Origin of the sequence: Halalkalibacter alkalisediminis, assembly GCF_028610705.1 — a bacterium.
Taxonomy (GTDB): domain Bacteria; phylum Bacillota; class Bacilli; order Bacillales; family Bacillaceae_D; genus Halalkalibacter; species Halalkalibacter alkalisediminis.
In genome coordinates, this window is record NZ_JAQQWT010000005.1 from 325,555 (window position 1) to 351,493 (window position 25,939).

26 protein-coding genes are annotated in these 25,939 nt (G+C 38.7%); 4 read left to right on the forward strand and 22 right to left on the reverse strand.

The features are described 5' to 3' along the window. Positions 1-273: 273 nt before the first annotated feature. The 10 genes from dnaB to PQ474_RS10610 all read right to left on the reverse strand — a co-directional run bounded on the left by dnaB (position 274) and on the right by PQ474_RS10610 (position 9,496). Positions 274-1,638, reverse strand: a complete 1,365-nt coding sequence (dnaB, locus tag PQ474_RS10565; protein WP_273842766.1) for a replicative DNA helicase — start codon at positions 1,636-1,638, stop codon at positions 274-276. 85 nt (positions 1,639-1,723) lie between these two features. Further along, the gene (gene rplI / locus PQ474_RS10570; protein ID WP_273842768.1) at positions 1,724-2,167 is read right to left on the reverse strand and encodes a 50S ribosomal protein L9; all 444 of its coding nucleotides are present in this window, start codon (positions 2,165-2,167) and stop codon (positions 1,724-1,726) included. A 2-nt stretch (positions 2,168-2,169) separates the two neighbouring features. Further along, positions 2,170-4,134: a DHH family phosphoesterase gene (locus PQ474_RS10575; RefSeq protein ID WP_273842770.1), complete on the reverse strand. Its 1,965-nt coding sequence runs from the start codon at positions 4,132-4,134 to the stop codon at positions 2,170-2,172. 11 nt (positions 4,135-4,145) lie between these two features. After that, positions 4,146-5,081 carry a YybS family protein gene (locus PQ474_RS10580; protein WP_273842773.1) on the reverse strand — a complete coding sequence of 312 codons (936 nt, stop codon included), beginning with the start codon at positions 5,079-5,081 and terminating at the stop codon, positions 4,146-4,148. 138 nt (positions 5,082-5,219) lie between these two features. Further along, positions 5,220-5,453, reverse strand: a complete 234-nt coding sequence (gene rpsR / locus PQ474_RS10585; RefSeq protein ID WP_035663316.1) for a 30S ribosomal protein S18 — start codon at positions 5,451-5,453, stop codon at positions 5,220-5,222. Positions 5,454-5,520: 67 nt separating this feature from the next. Next, on the reverse strand, positions 5,521-6,015 hold the full coding sequence (gene ssb / locus PQ474_RS10590) for a single-stranded DNA-binding protein (protein ID WP_273842780.1): 495 nt from the start codon (positions 6,013-6,015) through the stop codon (positions 5,521-5,523). A gap of 25 nt (positions 6,016-6,040) precedes the next feature. Next, positions 6,041-6,328, reverse strand: coding sequence for a 30S ribosomal protein S6 (gene rpsF, locus PQ474_RS10595; RefSeq protein WP_273842781.1), 288 nt, complete (start codon positions 6,326-6,328; stop codon positions 6,041-6,043). A 438-nt stretch (positions 6,329-6,766) separates the two neighbouring features. Next, a complete protein-coding gene (gene ychF, locus PQ474_RS10600) occupies positions 6,767-7,867 on the reverse strand; it encodes a redox-regulated ATPase YchF (protein WP_273842783.1) in 1,101 nt (366 codons plus the stop codon). Positions 7,868-8,025: 158 nt separating this feature from the next. After that, a complete protein-coding gene (locus PQ474_RS10605) occupies positions 8,026-8,223 on the reverse strand; it encodes a DUF951 domain-containing protein (RefSeq protein WP_273842785.1) in 198 nt (65 codons plus the stop codon). A gap of 256 nt (positions 8,224-8,479) precedes the next feature. Further along, positions 8,480-9,496: a YkvI family membrane protein gene (locus tag PQ474_RS10610; RefSeq protein WP_273842787.1), complete on the reverse strand. Its 1,017-nt coding sequence runs from the start codon at positions 9,494-9,496 to the stop codon at positions 8,480-8,482. Between the two features lie 237 nt (positions 9,497-9,733). On the opposite strand from PQ474_RS10610, the gene yyaC reads away from it, so the two are divergent. After that, a complete protein-coding gene (gene yyaC, locus PQ474_RS10615; RefSeq protein ID WP_273842789.1) occupies positions 9,734-10,387 on the forward strand; it encodes a spore protease YyaC in 654 nt (217 codons plus the stop codon). Between the two features lie 70 nt (positions 10,388-10,457). Here yyaC and PQ474_RS10620 read toward each other — a convergent pair whose 3' ends face one another. The 12 genes from PQ474_RS10620 to rpmH all read right to left on the reverse strand — a co-directional run bounded on the left by PQ474_RS10620 (position 10,458) and on the right by rpmH (position 22,239). Then, complete coding sequence (locus PQ474_RS10620) at positions 10,458-11,159, reverse strand: DUF554 domain-containing protein (protein WP_273842791.1); 702 nt, start codon at positions 11,157-11,159, stop codon at positions 10,458-10,460. A gap of 16 nt (positions 11,160-11,175) precedes the next feature. Continuing rightward, positions 11,176-12,330, reverse strand: a complete 1,155-nt coding sequence (locus PQ474_RS10625; protein WP_273842793.1) for an aminotransferase class V-fold PLP-dependent enzyme — start codon at positions 12,328-12,330, stop codon at positions 11,176-11,178. Positions 12,331-12,595: 265 nt separating this feature from the next. Then, on the reverse strand, positions 12,596-13,447 hold the full coding sequence (locus tag PQ474_RS10630; RefSeq protein WP_273842797.1) for a ParB/RepB/Spo0J family partition protein: 852 nt from the start codon (positions 13,445-13,447) through the stop codon (positions 12,596-12,598). Further along, complete coding sequence (locus PQ474_RS10635) at positions 13,428-14,201, reverse strand: ParA family protein (RefSeq protein WP_273842800.1); 774 nt, start codon at positions 14,199-14,201, stop codon at positions 13,428-13,430. The genes PQ474_RS10630 and PQ474_RS10635 overlap by 20 nt, the downstream gene beginning before the upstream one ends. Positions 14,202-14,467: 266 nt before the next feature. Next, positions 14,468-15,334, reverse strand: a complete 867-nt coding sequence (noc, locus tag PQ474_RS10640; RefSeq protein ID WP_273842802.1) for a nucleoid occlusion protein — start codon at positions 15,332-15,334, stop codon at positions 14,468-14,470. Between the two features lie 270 nt (positions 15,335-15,604). Continuing rightward, a complete protein-coding gene (rsmG, locus tag PQ474_RS10645) occupies positions 15,605-16,318 on the reverse strand; it encodes a 16S rRNA (guanine(527)-N(7))-methyltransferase RsmG (protein ID WP_273842804.1) in 714 nt (237 codons plus the stop codon). A gap of 150 nt (positions 16,319-16,468) precedes the next feature. Beyond that, positions 16,469-18,355 (reverse strand): tRNA uridine-5-carboxymethylaminomethyl(34) synthesis enzyme MnmG, encoded by a 1,887-nt coding sequence (gene mnmG, locus PQ474_RS10650; protein WP_273842874.1) that lies wholly within the window; start codon positions 18,353-18,355, stop codon positions 16,469-16,471. A 38-nt stretch (positions 18,356-18,393) separates the two neighbouring features. Then, on the reverse strand, positions 18,394-19,770 hold the full coding sequence (gene mnmE, locus PQ474_RS10655) for a tRNA uridine-5-carboxymethylaminomethyl(34) synthesis GTPase MnmE (RefSeq protein WP_273842806.1): 1,377 nt from the start codon (positions 19,768-19,770) through the stop codon (positions 18,394-18,396). 250 nt (positions 19,771-20,020) lie between these two features. Beyond that, on the reverse strand, positions 20,021-20,644 hold the full coding sequence (jag, locus tag PQ474_RS10660) for an RNA-binding cell elongation regulator Jag/EloR (RefSeq protein WP_273842809.1): 624 nt from the start codon (positions 20,642-20,644) through the stop codon (positions 20,021-20,023). Beyond that, positions 20,641-21,444, reverse strand: coding sequence for a YidC family membrane integrase SpoIIIJ (spoIIIJ, locus tag PQ474_RS10665; protein WP_273842810.1), 804 nt, complete (start codon positions 21,442-21,444; stop codon positions 20,641-20,643). The genes jag and spoIIIJ overlap by 4 nt, the downstream gene beginning before the upstream one ends. Before the next feature lie 63 nt (positions 21,445-21,507). Further along, complete coding sequence (gene rnpA, locus PQ474_RS10670) at positions 21,508-21,861, reverse strand: ribonuclease P protein component (RefSeq protein WP_273842812.1); 354 nt, start codon at positions 21,859-21,861, stop codon at positions 21,508-21,510. 240 nt (positions 21,862-22,101) lie between these two features. After that, positions 22,102-22,239 carry a 50S ribosomal protein L34 gene (rpmH, locus tag PQ474_RS10675; protein WP_003323480.1) on the reverse strand — a complete coding sequence of 46 codons (138 nt, stop codon included), beginning with the start codon at positions 22,237-22,239 and terminating at the stop codon, positions 22,102-22,104. Between the two features lie 589 nt (positions 22,240-22,828). Here rpmH and dnaA point away from each other — a divergent pair. From dnaA to yaaA, 3 genes are all read left to right on the forward strand, one after another. Next, complete coding sequence (gene dnaA, locus PQ474_RS10680) at positions 22,829-24,181, forward strand: chromosomal replication initiator protein DnaA (RefSeq protein WP_273842828.1); 1,353 nt, start codon at positions 22,829-22,831, stop codon at positions 24,179-24,181. A gap of 176 nt (positions 24,182-24,357) precedes the next feature. Continuing rightward, the gene (gene dnaN, locus PQ474_RS10685) at positions 24,358-25,497 is read left to right on the forward strand and encodes a DNA polymerase III subunit beta (RefSeq protein WP_273842831.1); all 1,140 of its coding nucleotides are present in this window, start codon (positions 24,358-24,360) and stop codon (positions 25,495-25,497) included. A gap of 216 nt (positions 25,498-25,713) precedes the next feature. Beyond that, the gene (gene yaaA / locus PQ474_RS10690; protein ID WP_273842833.1) at positions 25,714-25,929 is read left to right on the forward strand and encodes a S4 domain-containing protein YaaA; all 216 of its coding nucleotides are present in this window, start codon (positions 25,714-25,716) and stop codon (positions 25,927-25,929) included. The last annotated feature ends 10 nt before the right edge of the window (positions 25,930-25,939 follow it).

Sequence of the window (25,939 nt, forward strand, 5' to 3'; positions counted from 1 at the left end):
AATTTATCTATTTCCTAAGCCATTGATAAGTATACCAACTACGTTTTTACTCGTCAATGTAAAACACGAACAATTGTAGGATAATATTCTCGTTTTGTTCGTTTAAAATTCATTATTTAGCGTGAATGCATGCCCTAACGATCCTCATACATCTTTCCTTCACGTATCCTTTTTCCATACAAAAAGGGATAACTTATCAGAGTAGCAACTAAACAAGAAATTTTTCTTATTTTAACCAGTTCCTCTTTTTCTATAAGTTATCCCTATTAACATTTATGCTCCTGGTGGCATGTCTCGCTCATCATGTCTTCGTTCTAAGTTAACGAATTTGTTATATTCTTTTACAAAGGCCAGTTCAACTGTTCCAACAGGACCGTTCCGTTGCTTAGCGATAATGATCTCGATAATATTTTGATTTTCTGTTTCTTTATCATAATAATCATCACGATATAAGAAAGCAACGATATCGGCATCTTGCTCAATACTTCCGGACTCACGAATATCAGACATCATCGGGCGCTTATCCTGTCTTGATTCAACCCCACGAGATAACTGAGATAAGGCAATAACCGGCACTTCAAGTTCACGAGCAATTTGCTTTAACGTACGAGAAATCTCTGATACTTCCTGCTGTCTGTTTTCGCCACTTTTACCGTTCCCTTGAATCAGCTGCAAATAATCAATCATAATCATTCCTAAGCCATGTTCTTGCTTCAGGCGACGGCATTTCGCACGAATATCATTTACTTTAACACCAGGCGTATCATCTATATAAATGCCCGCTTTCGCTAGGCTTCCCATTGCCATCGTTAACTTCTGCCAATCCTCTGAATTAAGAGCCCCTGTTCTCATTCTTTGTGCATCAATATTGCCCTCAGCACAGAGCATACGTTGAACAAGCTGACTAGCCCCCATCTCCAAACTAAAGATCGCGACATTTTCCCCTGCTCTTGTCGCCACGTTTTGAGAAATGTTTAATGCAAAAGCCGTTTTACCTACAGAGGGACGGGCCGCAACAATAATCAAATCATTGCGTTGAAATCCTGCTGTCATTCGATCTAACTCAACGAACCCAGTCGGAATTCCGGTAATATCACCTGTCTGATTTTGAAGTTCTTCAATTTTATCATAGGTTTCAATCAGTACATCTTTGATTGAAATAAAGGCACTTGTATTTTTACGCTGCGATACATCTAAAATTGTTTTTTCAGCCTCAACTAGAATCGTATCAACTTCTTCTTCACTAGCATAGCCATCAGCAGCAATATTTGTAGCTACTTTAATTAATCGCCTTAATACAGACTTCTCTTCAACAATACGGCTATAGTAATCGATGTTAGCTGCTGTTGGTACAGCATTCGCTAAATCACTTAAATAAGCAACTCCACCGATTTCATCAAGCCATTTATGATTTTGAAGTTCTGACGTTACCGTTACAAGATCAACGGGTTCTCCTTTTTCAGCTAAGTCAAGCATCACTTGATACACACGCTGGTGAGCAGCACGGTAAAAATCGTCAGGTAAAAGGCGTTCTGACGCTGTCACAAGCGCTTCATCTGCTAAGAAAATAGCTCCTAAGACTGCCTGCTCAGCTTCAATATTCTGGGGTGGTGTACGATCTGCAAACAAGTCACTCATGCTATTTCTCCTCTCATAGAATCGTATCTTTATCCATTGAACAGCAAAATGGTTGATACTTAAATCAACCATCTGCTTCAATCATTTATTCTTCTACTACTTTTACTTTCACTGTTGCGATCACTTCAGGGTGGATTTTAATCGGCACATTCGTATAACCAAGAGCACGAATTGGCTCATCAAGTAAAATCTTACGCTTATCTACTTTTTTCTTCATCTTCTTAAGCGTCTCCGCAATTTGTTTAGTGGAAATAGCGCCAAACAATCTTCCACCTTCTCCAGATTTCGCCTTGATTTCAACCGTTAATGCTTCTAGTTCTTCTTTATAAGCCTTTGCTTGCTCAAGCTCTTCATTGGCTTTTTTTTGCTGGCTTTTCGTTTGTGCTTCTAAGTTTTTTAAATTCCCCTGTGTTGCCGCAACCGCAAGATTATTAGGGAGCAAGTAATTTCTCGCATATCCCTCAGAAACGTTTTTCGTTTCTCCCTTTTTTCCTTTTCCCTTAACATCTTCTAGAAATATAACTTGCATGTTTATTTTCCCCCTTCTAAATAATCATCTATCGCTTCTTGAAGCTGCTCTTTTGCTTCCTTTAAGCTGATTCCTTCAAGTTGCGTTGCTGCATTTGTTAAATGGCCACCACCATTTAAGCGTTCCATAATTAACTGTACATTCACTTCACTTAATGAACGAGCACTTATACTAATAACCCCGTCTTTCCTTTTAGAAATCACGAAGGACGCTACTGTCTCTTTCATCGATAAAAGCGTGTCTGCTGCTTGCGCTATCATAATTTGGCTATACATTTCTTCCTCGTCAGCTATGGCAATAGCTAGTCCTTCACGGTAGAATTCAGCTGTTTCGATTAGTTTAGCACGCTTCACATAATGCTCCAAGTCTTCTTTTAATAAAGTTTGGACCAATGTCGTATCTGCGCCATTGGAGCGTAAAAAAGAGGCAGCATCAAAGGTTCTAGCACCTGTTCGTACAGCAAAACTTTTCGTATCAACGATAATCCCGGCTAGTAGAGCGGTTGCCTCAAGCCGGTCCATTTTTAGCTTTTTCGGCTGATATTCTAATAGTTCCGTCACTAACTCAGCCGTAGAAGAAGCATATGGCTCCATGTAAACTAGAACTGGATCCTTAATAAACTCTTCTCCTCGACGATGATGGTCGAGAACAATAATTCGTTCGACTGCACCTAATAGTTTAGGTTCTATGACAAGAGATGGCTTGTGTGTATCAACAACAATTAATAAGGTACCAAGTGTTACTTCTTCTAGAGCTTCGTTTGGCGTAATAAACTTGGACCAGAGATCATCGTGATTTTCCACTTCCTCCATTAACTTTTGAACATCATGATTAATATCATGATGATCGATAATAATAGAAGCTTCTCTGTCATTGACAGCTGCTATCTTTTGTACACCAATTGCCGCACCGATTGCATCCATATCGGGGTTTTTATGTCCCATAATGAATACTTTTTCACTCTCAAGGACAAAGTCACGTAACGCATGGGAAATGACACGTGCTCTCACTCTTGTTCGTTTCTCAAGAGCATTAGATTTCCCACCATAGAATGTTACTTTCCCATTCCTTCTCTTGATGGCTACTTGGTCTCCACCACGGCCTAGTGCCAAATCAAGGCTAGATTGTGCTAATAGGCCTAACTCTCTGAGAGAATCCTCTCCTGTACCTACACCTATACTTAAAGTGATAGGTACCTTTTCCCGCGCTGTAATCTCTCGAATTTGATCTAAAATATCGAACCGATTCGATTCAATAGCATACAGTGCTTTCATATTCATGACAGCAAGGAAGCGATCTGAGGCCGTTCTTCGCAAAAAGATCTCATTGTCGTTAGCCCAATTATTTAGCGCTAATGTCACTTGGCTCATTAAACGACTACGAAGTTGATCTTCCATTCCTTGAGTCACTTCATCATAATTATCGAGATAAATAAGAGCAACAACCGTTTGAGCTTCCTCATAACGTTCTCTCGTTTCTTCGTTTTCAGTTATATCTTGAAAGTAAATAAGCCGTTCATCCAACTCTAACGTTACACGGTACGTAAATGTCCCAATTTGAATGGATTTCGACGGTTCATCCCCTTCAACTAACCCAACCAATTCTTCACTAATTTGTTCGAGACTCTTTCCAATTACATCATTGGCAATGTAAGAAGAAATATAAGGGTTCCCCCACTGAATCACACGCTCTTCGTTGAACAAAATGATCCCAATGGGTAACTTAGTCACAGCGTCTTCTCCGGCTTTGGCCACTCGATAAGATAGGGTTGAGATGTACTGCTCTAAGTCCCGTTCAAATGAAATTCTAGCCTGAATCGCGTAAATCGCAATTACACCAAGCATGAATAAGCCTATCACACCAATTCGCCATTGATACCATGTCAAAATACCTGTAAGAATGATAGCAACAACAAAAAGGATCGTGAAGTGGTAGCCGTGCCACCGTTTCAGTAAGAACTTTGGCATAATGTCAGCTCCTATTTTTTCTGGCTTGTAATACGCTTACGTAAATCAAAGCCTAAATCAATAATTCCAATAATCCGAACTACATATAAAAGAGGAGGAATCAAAATAGCTACTGCCACAATCAGAATGGGTACTACTTTCGCTACCTTTTTTACATAAAAAAAATAAAAGATCACCGCAAAACCTTGTACAGCAATAACGATCTCGAGTAGAGGAAAGAGGTTCCAAATAATAAGAAACATCGTAGTTCCTTCTTCGGCCCCTACCATCGCTAAAATTAAAATAACTAAGTAGTACCAAAGAAACGCTTTAGGGAATTGCCAATTACGAATCGCAGGCAAAGCTGGAACGTCATGTCCTAAACGTTTTACAACCAAGTAACTAATTAATTTTGTCATAACAGCTAAAATAATCCCTACACCGACAATCATCACAGGGGCTAAATAAACAAGATTATCAATCATCTCAATCATAGCAGCTACCTGCTCTTCTCCTTGTCCAAAAGAACCTAGAGTAGAATCAGCAAACTCCAATTGCTCCTTCGTTAAATCAGCGGCTAGTTGCATTGGATTTTCACCAACGATTAAGACTAACACTAAAAACACAAGAAGCATGTTTAATGTATAAATTAAACCTGCACCAATTAAGACAGAAAATCCTGAGACAGACCTGCGGTACAACTCCCCGATTACAAGACCTGCACTACCGAATATAAAGGCAGTCGGAACCGTTGCAATTCCACCGATAAGAAACGCTAATAAAAGCGAAACCGTCCATAACATGAATCCAGGTTTTAATCCTCTTCTCAATGTGAAGAGCACAAATGGTACAGGTAAAGCCCAAACCGTAATAATCCCTATAAATGGTACATAGGTCGTTATTAACAATAATATCGCAAAAACAGCGGCCATAAGTGCACCTTCTGTTAATGTTCTTGTATTTTTCACATAGACACCTCTTTTTACAAACTTATCCTTGTCTATTTTAGCGCACTTACTCTTAAAATTAAAGTTTTCGCCCGAAACGGTTACAAATCCTTTTTAAAAAAAGAAAAGACACAGTGATAAACACTGTGCCTTAACGTTTTAGTTAACTTCGTTAACATATGGCAATAAAGCGATTTGACGAGCACGCTTAATTGCAATAGTTAATTGACGTTGGTACTTCGCTGAAGTTCCAGTTACACGGCGAGGTAAAATTTTACCACGCTCAGAAATGAAACGTTTTAGAAGATCTGTATCTTTATAATCGATTTTCGTAATTTTGTTTACTGTAAAGAAACAAACCTTACGACGCTTTGGACGACCACGACGAGCCATTTAACAGCACTCCTTTCACATATAGTTTTTATTAACGATTCTTTAATTGCCTGTTAGAGAGAGGTCGTTAGAACGGTAAATCATCATCCGAAATATCAATCGGCTTACCGTCATTTGCAAATGGATCTTCATTAAATCCACCAGATGAACGGTTTTGATTATAGTTCTGCTGCTTCCCAAAGTCATTTCCACTAGGACCAGGACTACCAAAATCGTTTCCTTGCCCTTGATTAGAATTGCTTCCACGAGGCTCAAGGAATTGAACACTATCTGCTACAACTTCAGTAATAAAGACGCGTTTGCCTTCATTGTTGTCATAGCTCCGTGTTTGGATTTTCCCATCTACACCAGCTAAACTACCTTTTTTCAAATAGTTAGCGACATTTTCTGCAGGTTTACGCCAAATGACACAGTTAATGAAATCTGCATCTCGTTCCCCTTGCTGGTTAGAAAATGTACGATTTACTGCCAGTGTAAAATTGGCAACTGCAACACCATTTGGTGTATAACGCAGTTCTGGGTCACGTGTTAAGCGCCCAACTAGCACGACTCGGTTTAGCATACGTACCCCTCCTAGGTTAGATTATTTATTCTTCGTCTTTTGTAATAAGAACACGAATAACATTATCGTTGATCTTAATAAGACGGTTAAATTCTGCAATCGCTTCTGAGTTAGCTTGTACATTTAACAATACGTAGAAACCTTCACGAAAATCGTTGATTTCATATGCTAAACGACGCTTACCCATCTCTTTTACCTGTTCGATTTCAGCACCATTTGTTGTTAGAACGTTGTTAAAACGCTCAACAACTTCTTTAGTTGCTGCTTCTTCTAGGTTTGGAGCGATGATGTACATAATTTCGTACTTACGCATTCCGGTCCACCTCCTTTTGGTCTAGCGGCTCCATGATTGGAGCAAGGAGCAAAACTCAATAATCTTTGAGTCTTTGCACTCGCATTACTAGAGTATAACAGAGACGATATCTCGCTGCAAGTTATTTTCTAAATAGTTTCGTTCAAACCTCCTTATTTATTAAAATCTTTCAGTAAATGTTTGGAAAAAATGAGTTGGTTAAAAAAGGAGATAATAACTTACGATGTTGCAAAAGGAGAAGAGTGAGAAACAATAAGAGGACTCTCGTAGTGGATGAGAAAGGGACGTTGCAATAAATAAACCATACAAGAAACGATAGACTGTGAAAAGAGTTTTGTTAGATCATTTATCTTCGTTTTTTAGATGACTTGGTTTTATTAAAGAAAAAAACAGACTGGCCTTAGTCATTAACCAATCTGTTTATTCATGAGTTGCTTTTTACACATTGAAACGGAAATGAATAACATCACCATCTTGAACGATATACTCTTTTCCTTCTAAACGTACTTTACCTTTTTCTTTCGCCACTGCCATTGTACCTGCTTCTACTAAATCATCATATGAAACGATCTCGGCGCGGATAAATCCACGTTCAAAATCTGTATGAATGATTCCAGCTGCTTGAGGAGCTTTTGTTCCTTTACGGAATGTCCATGCTCGTACTTCTTGAACGCCAGCCGTAAAATAAGTTTGAAGACCTAAAAGGTCATACGCTGCACGAATCAATTGATCAAGTCCTGATTCTTTAATACCTAACTCTTCTAGGAACATTTGTTTTTCTTCGCCTTCAAGCTCAGCAATTTCTGATTCAATTTTCGCACAGACAAGAATCACTTCACTACCTTCAGCAGCGGCGAATTCTTTCACTTGTTTAACATACTCATTATCTTCTTCAGCAAGTAAATCTTCTTCACTTACATTGGCTACATAAAGAACAGGCTTACTCGTTAACAAGTGAAGACCTTTTACTAGTTTCTGTTGCTCTTCTGTGAACTCAATGCTTCGAGCTGGTTTCTCTTCCTCAAACGCATCGCGAAGAAGTTCAAGTACCTCTAACTCAGCTACAGCTTCTTTGTCTTTCGCCTTTGCTAGTTTTGCTACTCTTGTCATACGCTTTTCAATTGATTCAAAGTCAGCCAAGATCCATTCTAAATTAATCACTTCGATGTCACGTAATGGATTGACTCCACCAGAAACGTGAGTAATGTTATCATCAGCAAAACAACGTACAACATGAGAAATCGCATCGACTTGACGAATGTGGGAAAGGAACTTATTCCCTAGGCCCTCACCTTTACTAGCTCCCTCTACGATTCCAGCGATGTCTGTAAACTCAAACGCCGTTGGGATCGTCTTCTTCGGTTCTACAAGTTCCGTTAGCTTTTGCAAGCGGTAATCAGGAACCTCAACAATTCCTACATTAGGATCAATTGTACAGAAAGGGTAGTTGGCTGATTCAGCTCCTGCTTGTGTAATTGCATTAAATAAAGTTGATTTACCTACATTAGGCAAGCCAACGATTCCAGTAGTTAAAGCCACTCTTGCTCACTTCCTTCTTCTATTTTCAAATATTCATGACTATTTTAAGGTAATAACATACCAATTATAGAGATTAGTATACAAAAAGACAAGGCAATGAAGAGGAAAATCCCTTCACTGCCTTATTTTAAAACGTATAAAGGATGTCTGAACACATATTAGTCCTCACTATGTTCAAGAATCTTCTTTATCTTTTTTGCAAATTCCTTCCGAGGGATCATGACACTATGCTGACAACCAAGGCATTTAATACGGACATCCATTCCCATCCGAATTATCTTCCAACGGTTTTCCCCACAAGGATGCTGTTTCTTCATTTCAACAACATCATGGAGAGCAAATTCTTTATTCGTCATCCATAATGCCTCCTTTATCTTCAGCCATTTTTTGTATGGTTGTTATTATACACGAAAACAAAGGAACGAGTCGAGGGACGGAAGAGAGATTTATTATTTAATCGCAACTTTCGAGAATTATTGGCGACCATATCAAAATATAATCGCAACCGTTTTAACAAATTCCTATTAGATTATAGCGTTTTTTATACAAGATCGAAACGAACGAACCTTGGACTAGGGTTAAAGATAAAACTTCCCCTAATATCGTCTTCGTCTACAATGAACGGTGATTCATTATAGGGTATAACAGTAGGGAAGCTAGGACAAATAAATTCAAAACTCCATAGAGCGGGTAAAGTACAGCAATCAGTGTCGAAAATCCAAATGTCGTTAAGGGTGCCATGATTGCAATGAGAAATAAGGCAATTAACCAGGCCGGCCCTTTTAACCAAGCTCGCGCACGTGACAGCAACCCGAATACACCAGCAGCTGCTGTCGTATAAATAGCCAACCATAACAATGCAGACATAATAAGCATCATATAGTATGGATAATGCTTCAATATAGCAAATAGTGGAATCTCATACAGCATAATATCACTCGCTACCTGAAGTAGCGATTCATTATATAAGAAGGAAATAGAACCAAGTATTAATCCACTTCCTAATGCAGCTATCCACATCTCCCCTTTATGTTTGATCTCATTTCCGATTGCTCCAAGTATGGCAATAAGAGGGAGAATATTTAAAGCGGTGAACGTCAATGCAGATGGCCAATTATGTTGAGCGTTGATCTTAAATTGAATAGGGAATCCCTTTAAAGATTGAAAAGCGAGTAAAATTGCAATGAGAAATACAATCAAAATGGGAATAATAAAGGCATTCATTGAGGTCATTCCTTTAGTGTCCCAAAGAAATAAAATGACGACCATCCCACCAATAATAACCGTTCCAAGCCAATAAGGAATGTGAATGACCTCAAGTGTTGCCCCACCACCAGCAAGCATAATGACTGTCGTTGAAAACAAATAAACAATAATCATCACGTCGTATACTTTAGCTAGACGTTTTCCCATCAATTTATTTAGGACAGGTAAATAGTGTTGAGATTGGTTCTTATAACTAATTGACAAAATGACTGCAACACAAATGGTAAAAAGAATAGTAAAGATTATAATTGCTAGTCCACTTTCAGCCCCAAAAAATTCCCACAACTCTCTTCCCGATGCATATCCCGCGCCTATCATTGTTCCGATAATGAGAAACATCCATTTTAATCCGTTCCCCCACATAAGATCCTCTCCCGTCATTTAATCTCTTATTATCTGTTCTATTCATAGAGAATGACTATTAGCCCATTCATCGCTACGATCTATTAAAAACCATTCACACCCTAGCTTAGCCCTTACAACTCAACTCTCACCGCCTTCTATCTTTTAGAAAAATAAACCATTTCGGCACCCTCTTTTATGTATAGAAAGGAAAAAAGTTCCGTATACTGTTACTACTATGGCAAAGGAGGCGATGTTATGAGTACAAACCATCGTCTGTTCGGAAAAAACACACCTCCCTTACGAGTTCATATGGAGGAAAATGGTGCAATCGAACAGTTAAGTGAACAGTTATTTCAGATGACAGAATCTCATATCAAACGAGATTTAGTTATTGTTTGTATTGGGACCGATCGTTCTACTGGCGATTCATTAGGCCCACTAATAGGCTCTAAGTTAGAAAAAGAGACACTTCGTCGCTTTCATGTTTACGGAACTTTAGAAAACCCTGTTCACGCTGTTAATTTAGAAGAACGCATGACTGAAATTAAAATGAACCATTATCGCCCTTTTATTTTAGCCATCGATGCTTGTCTAGGACGAATGACCAGTGTAGGGAAAATCTCACTCGCTGAAGGCCCTGTTCAACCAGGAGCTGCGGTTCAGAAGAAACTCCCTGCAGTCGGTGATATTCATATGACTGGTATTGTCAATATTGGTGGGATGATGGAGTATTTTGTCCTTCAAAACACCCGTCTTCATACCGTCATGCAAATGGCCGATACCATTGCTACTTCTATTAAATCAACCGATGTTCGTTTACCAGATCTTGCACCAACGACATCTCTACTACGTTCACTTCGACTGAAGCCAGCTATTCAATTACGTACAAAAAATGAAACATCCATGTAGCTAAGACAAACATTTTTCCAAAAAATAAAAAATCCTATGTAGACATGACTTGTCTACATAGGCAACATTTTTATATCAAATATAAAGCTGTTACTAGACCTGCTACAACCAAAATACTAGGCAGTAAGTTAGCAACACGAATATGAATCATTCCTAAAATATTTAAACCAATCGCCACAATCATCACTCCACCTGTAGCTGTCATCTCGGTAATGAATGTATTCATTAATACTTCTGGGACAAACTGATTAATTTGAGTAGCAAGTAAAGCAATGCCTCCTTGATATAAAATGACAGGGATCGCTGAAAAAATAACCCCTATCCCTAACGTTGAAGTAAAAATGATAGCTGAGAATCCATCTAACATAGACTTCGTGAATAGCACAGAGTGATCTCCTCTTAATCCACTATCCAAAGCTCCAAGAATCGCCATCGCTCCAACAACATAAATGAGTGTCGCCGTCACAAATCCTTTTGCGACCGAGCCATTCTCCTTGGTTCCTACCTTTGTCTCTATCCACGCTCCAAGTCGGTTTAATCCACCTTCTAAATCTAACTTTTCTCCAATAATTCCACCAAGTACTAGACTTCCAATAACAATTAGAAACTGTTCACTCTTCAGAGTCATTCCTATCCCTAGTACAACAACCGCAAGAGCAAGTGCCTGCATAATCGTTGTCTTCATCTGCTCTGGGATATTTCGCACTAATAACCCAATTAAGGACGCCACAATAATGGCCAATCCATTCACAATTGTTCCCGTTAAAACCATTCTCTCTACTCCTCACTCACCCGTTAAAGGCCTGACTAATCTCTTTTAATGCTTTTATTAGTTGATCCACTTCTTTTATTGTATTATAAGGTCCAAAGCTGACACGCACGAGACCCGCTTCACTAGTATGTAACACCTCATGTGTCTTAGGAGAGCAGTGTAAACCTGCTCTTACAGCGATTTGATAATGTTCATCTAGTACCATCGCAAGCTCATGGCTTTCAAGTCCATCTAATGAAAAAGGAATAACGGCAACTCTCTGCGTCAGATCATCAGGACCAAATACAGTTAAACCAGTTATTTGTTTTGTCTCTTTTAAAAATTTCTCCATTAGACTCTGCTCATGCTCCCAAATACTCTCTAAACCCATTCTATTTATTTCATCTATTCCCGCAGCTAAACCGGCAATTCCAGGAGTATTCAACGTACCCGCTTCATACCGATCTGGCCAATTTAAAGGTTGGTGTGGTAATTCAGAATGACTTCCAGTTCCTCCTACTACTAAAGGAGTTAATTGAAAATCTTTCTTTGAAATTAAGACACCTGTCCCTTGTGGACCGAGCAAAGATTTATGTCCCGCAAAAGCAAGCAAGTCAATTCCATCCCGTTCCATGTGAATGGATACTGTTCCAGCGGTTTGCGATGCATCAAGAAGAAAAACGACATTTTTAGATTTAGCTACAGTGCTTACTTCTTGAATAGGTACAAGAGCTCCTGTCACATTCGATGCATGAGAAACAGCTAATAACCTTGTGTTTGGTGTAATCGCCGCTTCAATGGCAGCTACTGTTATAAGCCCTTCTTCATTCGGTTCTAGATAAGTAATCGCAATTTGTTTCTCATTTGCTAGTTTCTCTAGCGGTCGAATGATTGAGTTATGTTCAAAACTCGTTGCTACAACATGATCCCCCGCTTGAAATGGAAATCCTACTAATGCTTGGTTTAAAGCCATTGTCGCGTTTTGATAAAACCAAACATGTTTGCTACTAGGAGCCTCAAATAATAAGGCTACTTTTTTTCTTGCTTCCTCAACAGCAGATCTAGCCCGCTCGGCTAGCTGATGGCCTCCACGACCAGGGTTGGCGCTATATTGACTCACTGCTTCGCACATGGCATCAGCTACCGTTTTAGGTTTTGGATAGGATGATGCTGCATGATCAAAATATATCATTTTTCTGGTTCCTTTCATGTTTGATTAGTAGTTTTAAAAGGATACTACTCCCCTACAGTTTAGCTTATATAGACAACAAACCGGCATTGGCTTCACTCATTGCTTAAAGCTAATGGAAAAAGGTAAAGAGTAACCTTTTTCCATTAGCTCTAAAAAAAGAAGGTTACTCAGAAATTCCTTCCTCCTTTCTAGAATACATAGAATGCTAGATTCGGCATTCGAGTATTAGTAGTCAGGCAGGACACCCGAGTCACCCTCTTTATTGTTATTGATTGTCGGATTCAAGCAGTTGCACGATTCTATCTAGGTCTTCTTCCGAAAAATAGTCAATTTCTATTTTCCCTTTTTTCTTACCTGGTTTAATCGCGACAGAAGTTCCTAGTCTCGTTCGTAGTACATCCTGTCTTTCTTTTAAAAATGGTGAAAGAGATATTTTTTTGCGTTTTGTTTCACGTGAAACATGATCATTTAATTGATTCACTAATTCCTCGACGTCTCTAACGCTTAATTTTTCTTTCAGTATCTTTTCGAGGAGAATCGATAATTTTTGTTTATCCTTTAATCCGAGAAGAGCTCGTCCATGACCCATTGAAAGCTTACCATCGGAGATAAACTGTTGAACAACTTGAGGAAGATTTAGCAAACGCAAATGGTTAGCCACATGAGGACGGCTTTTGCCAACACGTTCAGCAAGTTGTTCTTGTGTCACCTTTAAATGTTCCATTAATTTTTCATACGCAAGTGCTTCTTCAATCGGGTTTAAGTCTTCACGTTGCAAGTTTTCAATCAACGCAAATTCCATCATCTTTTGTTCATCTAGCTCTTTAACTACAACAGGAACTTCCTTTAATCCAGCTTGCTGCGCTGCACGGAATCGGCGTTCCCCTACAACGATTTCATACCCTTTAATGCTTTTCCTTGCAAGAATCGGTTGTAAAATACCATGTTGTTTTATAGACTCCGTCAGCTCTGCTATCGCTTCTTCCGAAAATGTCTTTCGAGGTTGATAAGGATTGGGACGTAACTCGTTAACCGCAATTTGCTCAACTTTGTCATTTTTTTCATCCTTATGTTCAGGAAAAAGCGCTTGTAATCCTTTACCTAACCCTTTCGCCACTCGCGACCACTTCCTTTGCTAGATCTAAATATACTTCCGCTCCTCTTGACTTAGCATCGTACGTAATGATCGGTTCGCCATGACTTGGTGCTTCTCCTAACCGGACATTTCTTGGAATAATAGTATCGAATACTTTCTCACGGAAATATTTTTTCACTTCATCAATTACTTGAATTCCTAAATTAGTCCGCGCATCTAACATAGTAAGTAAGACCCCCTCAATTCCGAGGTTAGTATTTAAATGTTTTTGTACGAGACGAACTGTATTTAATAACTGACTTAATCCTTCAAGAGCGTAATATTCACATTGAACAGGAATTAACACAGAATCTGAAGCTGTTAATGCATTTATAGTTAACAATCCTAATGATGGTGGGCAATCAATAAAAATATAATCATAATTATCGGAAACGCTAGCAAGGGCCCTCTTTAGACGGACTTCACGTGAAATCGTAGGGACCAGTTCAATTTCAGCTCCTGACAATTGAATGGTTGAAGGTAGGACATCCAAGCGTTCCATAGAAGTTGATTTGATTACTTTAGAGGCTTCAACATCTTCTACTAAAATGTCATAGACACATTCGTCAATATCACCCTTCTCAACACCAACTCCACTCGTCGCATTCCCCTGTGGATCAATATCAACAAGCAATACTCTTTTACCGATATGTGCTAAACAAGCACTTAAATTAACGGAGGTCGTTGTCTTTCCGACACCGCCTTTTTGATTCGCTACAGCAATGATCTTGGCCACACTGTCACCTCTTTTCCATTGAAACTCCAACTCGTCTTTTATTTTAACACAATTTTCAATGATCGTTTTTACAAAGTTATGTAAAATGAAACAAATGTTCTGTTACATATTGAATTGAAAAAAGGTAATTTGTCCTATTTTAAGACTTTCCTTCTTCTCATATGCGTGCGGCAATGACTATGCACACTGCAAAGGGAGTACGAAAAAGGGATAGTTCACCTTATTCCACACTCTCTATAAAAAAATAACCTATCTCTTTGGATAGATTATTTCTTCGGAATTCGGATTGTGAATTGGTAAAATTCGTCGTGTTCTTCTTCGTCCGTATCTACATGTAAACCGCTTTTGACGACCATATCGACGGATTGTCGGATGGTGTTCATCGCTATTCTCATGTCTTTTGAATAAGATTTACGAGTTGGTTTTTTCTTGGGTGGAGCTTGTCCTTCTAGAATAAACTTTACTCGTTCTTCTGTTTGTTTTACATTTAAGTGCTTTTCAATAACTTCCTCTAAAAGTTTAATTTGCAGGTCGTTATTTTTTAACGAAAGTAATGCACGTGCATGCCGTTCTGAAATTTTACGGTCTAATATCGCATTTTGTACAGCTTCGGGTAAATTTAGCAATCTTAACTTATTTGCGACCGTTGATTGCCCTTTTCCTAATCGCTGCGCCAAGCTTTCTTGAGTTAGCCCGTGCAGTTCAATTAATTTAGCATAGGCGATCGCTTCTTCAATTGCAGTGAGTCCTTCTCTTTGAAGGTTTTCAATTAAAGCGATTGAGGCAGTTTGCGAATCATTAAAGTCCTTCACCAAAGCAGGAATGGTTTCCCACCCAAGCTTCGTCACTGCACGCCATCTTCTTTCTCCGGCAATAATTTCGAACTTCCCATCACGTTCACGTACAACAATTGGCTGAATCACTCCATGAGTTCGAATCGTTTGAGCCAATTCATCAATTCGTTCCTGATCAAATACCGTACGTGGTTGAAAACGATTAGGGACTATATCTGATATATTGATTTCTTTAACTTCTTCATTGCTAAGTTCACTTACTTCTTCGTTTCCACTAACTTCAACCTCTGCCTGTTGCTTATCACTAAAGCCAAAAAGGCGTGAAAACGGTTGCTTCATCGCCTGACACCACCTTCTGATAGTAACCGTCTTTCTAGTTTCGACATCCGCGCTTGAAATCCTTCTTTTCTTCCTACTTCAGTTATATCCCTGCACCCCATGAAGCGTCAAGAAAAACTTCTTAGAGCCATAATCAAAAAAGACGGTTTCCCCCCCTATTTTCATCGTCAGAGAGAGACGACCAAAGTAAGCCACTATTGGTATGAAAGTCTCTCACTTCAACCGTTACTCTACTTAATATGATTAAAAAGATCTTTTATCAAGTCGTGCTCATAGCGGTAGCTTATTAGGCGTCCCTGGTTTTCTTGGATACTTATTTGGCGTAGTTTTTTCTTTACGAATACGTACAATGTGACGTTCACTCTCTTCAATTGGTAAAACAAATGAATCGTCCGACACTAGCTTTCCACCTAACACATGGATCGCTTTTTTCGCATCAGCTACCTCTTCTGCGGTACCTGCCCCTTTCATTGCAATAAAGTCACCTTTGACCTTCGCTAAAGGTAAGCATAATTCAGAAAGAACCGAAAGCCGAGCAACTGCACGTGCCGTCACAATATCATATTTTTCTCTATGATCAGGATTCTGACCAAATGTCTCTGCACGGTCATGATAAAAAGATACTCCTTCAAGCTTCAATTCGCTCGCTAGATGATCTAAGAAACCAATACGCTTTTTTAGAGAATCAACAATACTCACATGAACATCCGGATAGATTACTTTTAATGGAATACTCGGAAAACCTGCCCCGGCACCTACGTCAACTACCCGCTGCCCTGCTTTAAATTCATAATAAAAACTAGCTGCAATTGAGTCATAAAAATGCTTTAAATACACATCGTCTTCTTCAGTTATTGCGGTAAGGTTCATTTTTTCATTCCACTCAACAAGCAGCTTATAATACAATTGAAACTGTTCTTGTTGTTTGGTTGAGAGACTAATCCCTTTTTCTTCTAACAGAGACATGAATTGATCTTTACTCATAACAACTCTCCATTTATATGTAATTTGGTTCACACTAAAAAGACAATGGCACTAACACGCTGCTAGGGACTATGAAAACCACACATCCATGTGGTGGAGGCACCCCTCCCACCTATGCAGCGGCTATGCTCATTGCTTATCCTTAAGAAACTATTGAGTTTTGGCTAATCGACCTTGTTCAAGGTAAACAAGTAGGATTGAAATATCAGCAGGATTAACGCCAGATACTCTTGATGCTTGCCCGACTGACAATGGGCGAACTTGTGCTAGTTTTTGTCTAGCCTCTGTAGCTAATCCATTGATGGCCGAGTAATCGAGATTCTCTGGAATTTTTTTATCTTCCATTTTCTTCGAACGCTCCACTTGTTGAAGCTGCTTTTCAATATAACCTTCATACTTTACTTGTATTTCGACCTGTTCAGCTACATCCTCAGAGATCACTTCTTCTGGCGCCTCCACTACTTTCGCTACGTCTGCATATGTTAGTTCAGGACGCTTTAACAGCATCGTTGCACGAATCGCTTCTTGTAAAGGGGAGGAATTCGTATCTTCTAATAACTGTTTTACTTCCGGTGAAGGCTTCACAATAATGGCTTCTAAACGAGCTTTTTCTTTGGCAATTTGCTCTTTCTTTTTTAAGAAACGATCATAGCGTTCTTGTTTAATAAGGCCAATTTTATATCCGGTTTCCGTTAAACGAAGATCTGCGTTGTCATGACGTAAAAGCAAGCGGTACTCTGCACGGGAGGTCAACAAACGATAAGGCTCATTCGTACCTTTTGTGACTAAATCATCAATGAGAACTCCAATATACGCTTCGGAACGATCAAGAATAAGTCCTTCTTCGCCTCTTGATTTCAATGCTGCATTGATTCCAGCCATCGTCCCTTGTCCTGCAGCTTCCTCATAGCCAGATGTTCCGTTAATTTGACCTGCAGTAAACAATCCAGGTACTTTTTTCGTCTCCAGTGTTGGCCATAACTGCGTTGGAACAATGGCATCATATTCAATGGCATATCCTGGACGCATCATTCGAACATTTTGTAAACCAGGAACCGATTTTAAAATGTCTAACTGCACATCTTCAGGCAAGCTCGTTGATAATCCTTGCACATATACTTCTGAGGTGTTTCTTCCTTCTGGTTCAAGGAAGATCTGATGTCTAGGTTTGTCACTAAAACGGACAATTTTATCTTCAATCGAAGGACAATAACGAGGGCCTGTTCCTTCAATCATACCTGAATACATCGGAGAACGACTTAAGTTATTGTTAATAATCCGGTGGGTTTCCTCACCCGTGTACGTTAGCCAACAAGGTAATTGATCAGTAATATATTTTGTTGTCTCATATGAAAACGCACGTGGTTTATCATCACCTGGTTGAATTTCTGTTTGAGAATAATCAATGGTACTTCCATTTACACGTGGTGGCGTCCCTGTTTTAAAACGAACCATATCAAAGCCAAGTTCTTTTAAATGATAGGATAACTGCACAGACGGCTGCATGTTATTAGGGCCACTTTCGTAAGATAAATCACCGATGATGATTTTCCCTCTTAAGTATGTTCCTGTTGTAATTACAACAGCCTTAGCGTGATACTCTGCTCCGGTGTTTGTCATAACCCCTTTACAAATCCCATCTTCTACGATTAAGCGCTCAACCATTCCTTGGCGTAGTAAGAGGTTTTCTGTTTCCTCAATCGTCTTTTTCATTTCATGTTGATAAAGGTATTTATCGGCTTGAGCACGCAATGCACGTACAGCAGGCCCTTTCCCAGTGTTAAGCATACGCATTTGAATGTGCGTCTTATCAATGTTTCTGGCCATTTCTCCACCAAGAGCATCAATTTCCCTAACGACGATTCCTTTAGCCGGTCCACCAACGGAAGGGTTACACGGCATATAGGCCACTGCATCTAAATTCAAGGTTAACATAAGGGTTTTGGCCCCCATTCGTGCTGCAGCAAGGCCCGCTTCAACTCCTGCATGGCCTGCTCCAACGACGATTACATCAAATTCTCCACCATTGTAATTTATCATTTTAAAACCTCCTTAGCTAACAGCTTGCAAACTGTTTATTTCCCTAAACAAAACTGCGAAAATAGTTGATCAATTAAGCTCTCTTGAACACTATCCCCAATAATTTCGCCTAGTAATTCCCACGTTCTTGTAACATCTATTTGAACTAAATCAATCGGTACGCCCATTTCAATAGCGTCTAAAGCATCTTGAATCGTCGTTTTTGCTTGTTCTAAAAGAGCAATATGTCTAGTATTCGATACGTACGTTACATCTGCTCCCTCTAGTTGCCCTTCAAAAAATAGATCAGCTATCGCCTGTTCAAGCTGTTCGACACCTTCATCACGTAATAGAGATGTTGTTACTAAAGGCCTTTTCGAAGCTAATGTTTCAACCGCGCTAAGATCGATTTTTTGTTCGACATCTGTTTTATTAACAATAATGATCACATTCATTTTCTCAACCGCTTTAAATAGAGCTTCATCTTCTGGCGACAGTACTTCTCCATAGTTTAACACTAAAAGAATTAAATCCGCCTTTTTTAACACTTCACGAGAACGTTCAACACCAATTCGCTCGACGATATCTTCCGTTTCTCGAATACCTGCTGTATCAACAAGACGTAAGGGAACTCCGCGTACATTTACATATTCCTCAATCACATCTCTTGTTGTACCTGGTACATCAGTGACGATCGCTTTGTTTTCATGCACTAAACTGTTCAGTAATGATGATTTTCCTACATTTGGTCTTCCAATAATGACAGTCGAAAGACCTTCGCGCAAAATCTTCCCTTGAGCTGCCGTTGCTAGTAACCCATCAATTTCTCGAATAACAAATTGTGCTTTTTCCTGAAGAAGACTGTGTGTGACTACTTCGGCGTCATACTCAGGATAATCAATGTTGACTTCTACCGAAGCAACCGTTTCAAGCAATGCTTGTCTAAGTACTTGAATTTTCTTAGAAAGCTTTCCGTCCAATTGATTAAGTGCAACATTCATCGCCCGATCTGTTTTAGCACGAATTAAATCAATAACCCCTTCTGCCTGTGATAAATCAATTCTTCCATTTAAGAAAGCTCTTTTCGTAAATTCGCCTGGTTCCGCTAATCTAGCACCATGCTTTAACGCAAGCTGTAATACTCGATTAACCGACATGATTCCACCATGGCAATTAATTTCAATCACATCTTCACGAGTATAGGTTCTTGGAGCACGCAAAACAGATACCATCGCTTCCTCTACTCTTTCCCCCGTCGCGGGATCTACAATATGACCGTACACAATCGAATGTGACGGAACGACTGAAAGAGCATCTTTTCCTTTATATAATTGATCTGCAATCGCAACTGCTTCGTCACCACTTAAACGAACAATCCCAATTGCCCCTTCTCCTAGGGCCGTTGATATCGCAGCAATTGTATCAGATTCCATTTTTCCACCTCTTTAGATCGTATTCAATACATATCATCATCTATTACTAACTAGTATCGACTTTAATGTACAAACCTATAGCTTATATTCGCTCTTTCTTTAAAACTATAGAATATCACAGCCCCTACAGAATTGCTACGTATGACAAATAGAGCTTTCCCTTACTTAAATGTAAAGAAAATCCTCTATCTAACCGATAGAGGACTGTACCAAAAACGCGTATCGTTAAAAGAAATTTCGCAAGTCGACATTACCCCTTATACAACACGATAATATGTCGGTTTACGCCACTTCCTTCAGACTTCGTTTCAACACGTTTAACAGATTTAAGTGTCTCATGAACAATTTTTCGTTCAAGAGCATTCATCGGTTCTAATGATAAAGGCTTTTTTTGAGTCGTGACTTTATCAGCTACTCGCAATGCTAACTGCTCAAGCGTTTGCTTGCGTCGCTCGCGGTAATCCCCGATATCTAATTCAATTCTCTTATATTTCTGCTCACCACGGTTGCAAACAAGATTGGTCAAATACTCTAGGGATTCGAGTGTTTGACCTCTCTTTCCAATTAATCGTCCTGCATCATTGCCCTCGGTGAGTTGAAAGAGAATTCTCTGATTTGATTCCGTTTTAGTAATCATTGTTTCTTGCCCCATTAATGAAACGGTTGTTTGTAAAAAGGTTTGAGCTAATTCAACCGAATCAGGAAGAACTCGGGCTTCAATTTTTGCAGGTTTCGAACCAAAAATACCTAAAAAGCCTTTTTGTGGCTCTGAAAGAACACGGTAAGAAAGTTGCTCTTTTGTCGTTTGCAACTCAAGAATAGCTTTTGCAACGGCCTCTTCAACTGTTTTTCCTGATACGGTTATATAGTTCACTTCTTTTTACCTCCCGCTTTGCCTTTACCCTTAGTCGGTTGCTTTCCACCCGCTGTTGCTTCAGCCTTTTTCCCGACATTTGGACCAGTGATAAAATAAGTTTGTGCAATCATAAATAAGTTACCAACTACCCAGTAAAGCGTAAGAGCTGCTGGGAAGAACAAAGCAAATACGAAAATCATAATTGGCATCATATATAATAAGATTTTCATTTGCGGGTTATCCGTTACCATCATCATCTTTTGTTGAATAAAAGTAGTGATTCCTGCGATAACAGGAAGTAAGAAGATTGGATCCGGAGTTCCTAATTCTAACCATAAAAATGGCTGATTTCCAATTTCACCTGTACGCATAATCGCATGATAAAAAGCAAGTAAAATAGGCATCTGAACTAGTAATGGCAAACACCCAGCTAATGGATTAACACCATGCTCTTGGAACATCCCCATCATTTCTTGTTGAAGCTTTTGTTGAGTCTTCTGATCTTTTGCGCTATATTTTTCACGAAGCTTTTGCATTTCTGGTTGAATAGCTTGCATTGCTTTTGCACTCTTCGTCTGTTTAATCATTAAAGGTAAAAGTACAATACGAATTAAAATGGTCACCACAACAATGGATAATCCAAAATTATTATTAAAAAGATCTGCAACATAAATGATCAACCATGATAAAGGATAAACTAAGTACGAATCCCAAAAGCCTGTACTATCCTTCGTGATCGGCTCTTCAATATTAAAACAACCTGTCATCACAACAAGAAGTCCTACCACCATGGCAATCAAGCCAAATTTTTTCAGCACGTTTTCTCCTCCTGTCTTTTTTGTTCCTTCATATAAATAATGTACTTATTAAAAATGCTATAATCAACGTTGCTTCGATTTTTTTAAGACATGTGCTTTTTTCAAAACATGAAGCAAGCTTTTTTCCACTTCAAAAAAATCCATTGTAGCTGCTGGTTTTCTCGCAATAACAATGTAATCGTTGCCACCTAAAAGGTCTTCTTCTTTTAAACGGAACACTTCACGTATGTAACGCTTCACTTGATTTCTTATCACTGCATTTCCTACTTTTTTACTTACAGAAAGACCTAACCTCAAAAAAGATTGTCCTTCTTTGGGAAGCGCATAAAGAACAAACTGCCTATTCGCAACGGAATGACCATTTTTAAAAACTTGCGAGAACTCTTCAGTTGTTTTAATCCGCTGCTCTTTCTTCATCTACTACACTCCTCTAACAAGTACATATTATAGGTAATAACATGTTAAAAAGGATTCCAACAAACGCTACTCACCATTAGAATCTCCTAAGAAATCGGCTCATAATAAGCCATTGGTGCGAGAAACTCTCACACCAATGCCAGCAATTATCGCTCATTGCTTAGAGTTCATCCCAAAACGTTCGTTGTTATCTTTGGGACGAACTCCAAAAGAAGAAAAAGACCACTGACAATCAGTGGCCTATGCAGATAATACCTTTCTTCCTTTACGACGACGACGAGCTAATACTTTACGGCCATTTTTTGTGCTCATACGTGCACGGAAACCGTGTACCTTTTTACGCTTGCGATTATTCGGTTGAAATGTTGGTTTTCCCATCTATAACACCTCCCTGAGGATTAACTATTTCCAAAGACATTCTTGTAAATTATAAAGAACTATGACCCCACTTGTCAAGATTCACTTTTTTTATTAAAAGAAACCTCTCAAAATCTACAAACCGATCTACCTTCTGCAAAACTGACTCATCCCTTCTAAAATAACCTGTGGATAAACAAAGTTCGACATTTTACGAGTCTTCCCCAACATTATCGACAAGTTACACACATATATTGTGTTGTGGATATTTTTTAAACACAAGATAAGGTGTTATGTGGATAAATACAACAAACCGTTGCGACTAAAGGTTTTTTTTGCTATGATTGTAATGTTTTCATTCGTGGACAACTTTTACTACTTATTTATTGTCCACAGCCTGTGGGTAAAGTTGTGGACATCTTTTTTACGTCTGTGTGTTAGTTCTCCACAGCCTGTCCAGAACTCAGTTTTTTATGCTTTTCTACTATATTATTATTTCTGCACATTTATATGTGAATGTATATTTATTCGACTGTATCCGTGAGCTTGTACAAACATTCGACAAGTTCATGTTTGTTGTTCGTTATTTAGAAAGAAGGAGGCGAAAATTTTGGAGAATATCCATGATTTATGGGACCAGGCATTAGCTGAAATAGAAAAAAAGGTCAGCAAGCCTAGTTTTGAGACATGGTTAAAAGCCACTAAAGCAAATGATATTCAAAATGATTTGATTATCATCACTGCACCTAACGAATTTGCGCGCGATTGGTTGGAAGACCATTATGCAGAGCTCACCTCTGATACGATTGAGCAACTGACAGGAACTCGTCTTAAACCTAAATTTGTGATACCACAACATGAAATGGAAGACGATTTTATTCCTGACCCCATCCCTAAAAAACAGTCAAGACAAGATGAAAATGCAGGTAATTCTTCTACGAAAACCATGTTGAACGATAAATATATGTTCGACACATTTGTCATCGGGTCAGGAAATCGTTTTGCGCACGCTGCTTCATTAGCTGTTGCTGAGGCACCGGCTAAAGCGTATAATCCCTTGTTTATTTACGGGGGAGTTGGGCTAGGAAAAACGCATTTAATGCACGCAATTGGTCATTATGTAATGGATCATAATCCTAATGCAAAAGTTGTCTATTTATCATCAGAAAAATTCACGAATGAATTCATTAATGCCATTCGCGATAATAAAGCCGTACATTTTCGTAATAAATACCGTAATGTTGATGTTCTTCTTATTGATGATATTCAGTTTTTAGCTGGAAAAGAACAAACTCAAGAAGAATTCTTCCATACTTTTAATGCTTTGCATGAAGAATCTAAACAAATTGTGATTTCAAGTGACCGTCCTCCTAAAGAAATTCCAACTTTAGAAGACCGTCTAAGATCTAGATTTGAGTGGGGATTAATTACAGATATTACTCCTCCAGATCTTGAAACAAGGATCGCTATTTTACGAAAAAAGGCAAAAGCTGAAAACCTTGATATCCCTAATGAAGTGATGCTTTATATTGCAAATCAAATAGATACAAACATTAGAGAACTTGAAGGGGCTCTTATTCGTGTTGTCGCATACTCCTCTTTAATTAATCAAGATATGAATGCAGATCTGGCTGCTGAAGCGTTAAAAGATATTATTCCGAATTCAAAACCTAGAATTCTAACGATTACGGATATTCAAAAACTCGTTGGCGAACATTATCATGTGAAGCTAGAAGATTTCAAGGCGAAAAAAAGAACAAAATCTGTCGCATTTCCAAGACAAATCGCTATGTATCTATCTCGAGAATTAACCGATGCCTCTTTACCTAAAATCGGAAGTGAATTTGGCGGGAGAGATCACACAACCGTTATTCACGCTCACGAAAAAATATCGAAATTGCTAGCTACAGATCAAGAATTGCAAGATAAGGTGCAAGAATTAACCGACCTGTTGAGAAATTAACTTCAATAATCATTGTGAACACTGTGTATAAAGTGAACCAGTCTATTAACACATTACCCACATGTGGATAGACTGGCATTTTAACGACTCATCCACTTATCCACAAATCCACAGCCCCTATTACTACTATTACTACTATTTTTAAAACATAAATATATTTATTAAGGAGTTTTGTTATGCGTTTTTCAATTGATCGAGATCGTTTTGTTCATGATGTTCAAAATGTAACAAAAGCCGTTTCTTCAAGAACGACGATCCCTATTTTAACTGGAATAAAAATTGTTGCTCATTCAGAAGGATTAACCCTTACTGGTAGTGACTCTGACATCTCAATCGAAACGTTCATCCCAAAAGAAGAGGAAGGATCTGAAATTGTTAGAATTGAAGAGCAAGGAAGTATCGTACTACAAGCCCGTTTCTTTGCTGAAATCGTAAAGAAGCTTCCTGGTGATAATATTGAATTAATCGTACAAGATCAGTTTGCAACAACCATTCGTTCTGGTTCCTCTGTCTTTAATTTAAATGGACTTGACCCTGAAGAGTATCCGCGCTTACCACAGTTAGAAGAGGATTTATTATTTCGCTTGCCGCAAGATATCTTAAAAAATGTCATTCGCCAGACTGTGTTCGCAGTGTCCACTCAAGAAACACGACCGGTGTTGACAGGTGTAAACTTAGAGACTGAGGATAGTGTGCTAATCTGTGCTGCAACAGATAGTCACAGGCTTGCGATGAGAAAAGCAGCAATTGAGAAAAATGATGAAGGTCTAACTTTTTCAAATGTGGTCATTCCAGGAAAGAGCTTAACGGAATTAAGTAAGATTATTGATGACAACAATGAATTAATTGATGTCGTTGTTACGGAAAATCAAATCTTATTCAAAATGAAAAACTTATTGTTCTTCTCTCGTTTGCTTGAAGGGAAATACCCTGTAACGAAAAGTATGATCCCAACTCAATCGAAAACCACACTAAGACTAAAAACTAAACCTTTTCTTCAAACGCTTGAACGCGCTCTTCTTTTATCAAGAGAAGGAAAGAATAATGTCATTAACCTAAAAACGTTGAATAGTAACCTTGTTGAAATTACATCTATTTCTCCTGAGGTTGGAAAAGTAACTGAAAACATTGAGACGCAAATGCAAGGCGAGGAAATGCGAATTTCCTTCAACGGAAAAAATATTATTGATGCTTTGAAAGTAATGGATAGTGAGGAATTTGATATTGTGTTTACTGGTGCAATGAGTCCATTTGTCATCCGCCCGATTGAACATGACCATTATTTACACCTTTTCTCACCTGTTCGTACGTATTAACCATGGCGGAGAACCGATTTGAAAGGTTTTTTTGAGCTGATTGAATAGGTAAACACAACTTCTTTTAACAAAGACTTGGCTTGATAGCTTTGGTTTAGTACAATATAAAGATAGATAATCGAATGAAGGATAAAGAGAGACAGCAACTCACCTAATGATTTGCTGTCTTCACTTTGCTACACAAGCAACAAGAAGAAAACGGAAAGAGTGATGAAGATGAATCAAGTCGTCATTTCAACAGCTTACATAACACTAGGACAAATGCTTAAAGAGGCTGGAATTATTGATACGGGTGGCATGGCCAAGTGGTATCTTTCTGAATTTATCGTTTATGTAAATGGTGAGGAAGAAAATCGCCGTGGCAAAAAACTTGTGCCTGAAGATACGGTAACTCTTGCAGACGGGACGAAATATCAAATTGTTGGAAAATAGGGGGAAGCCC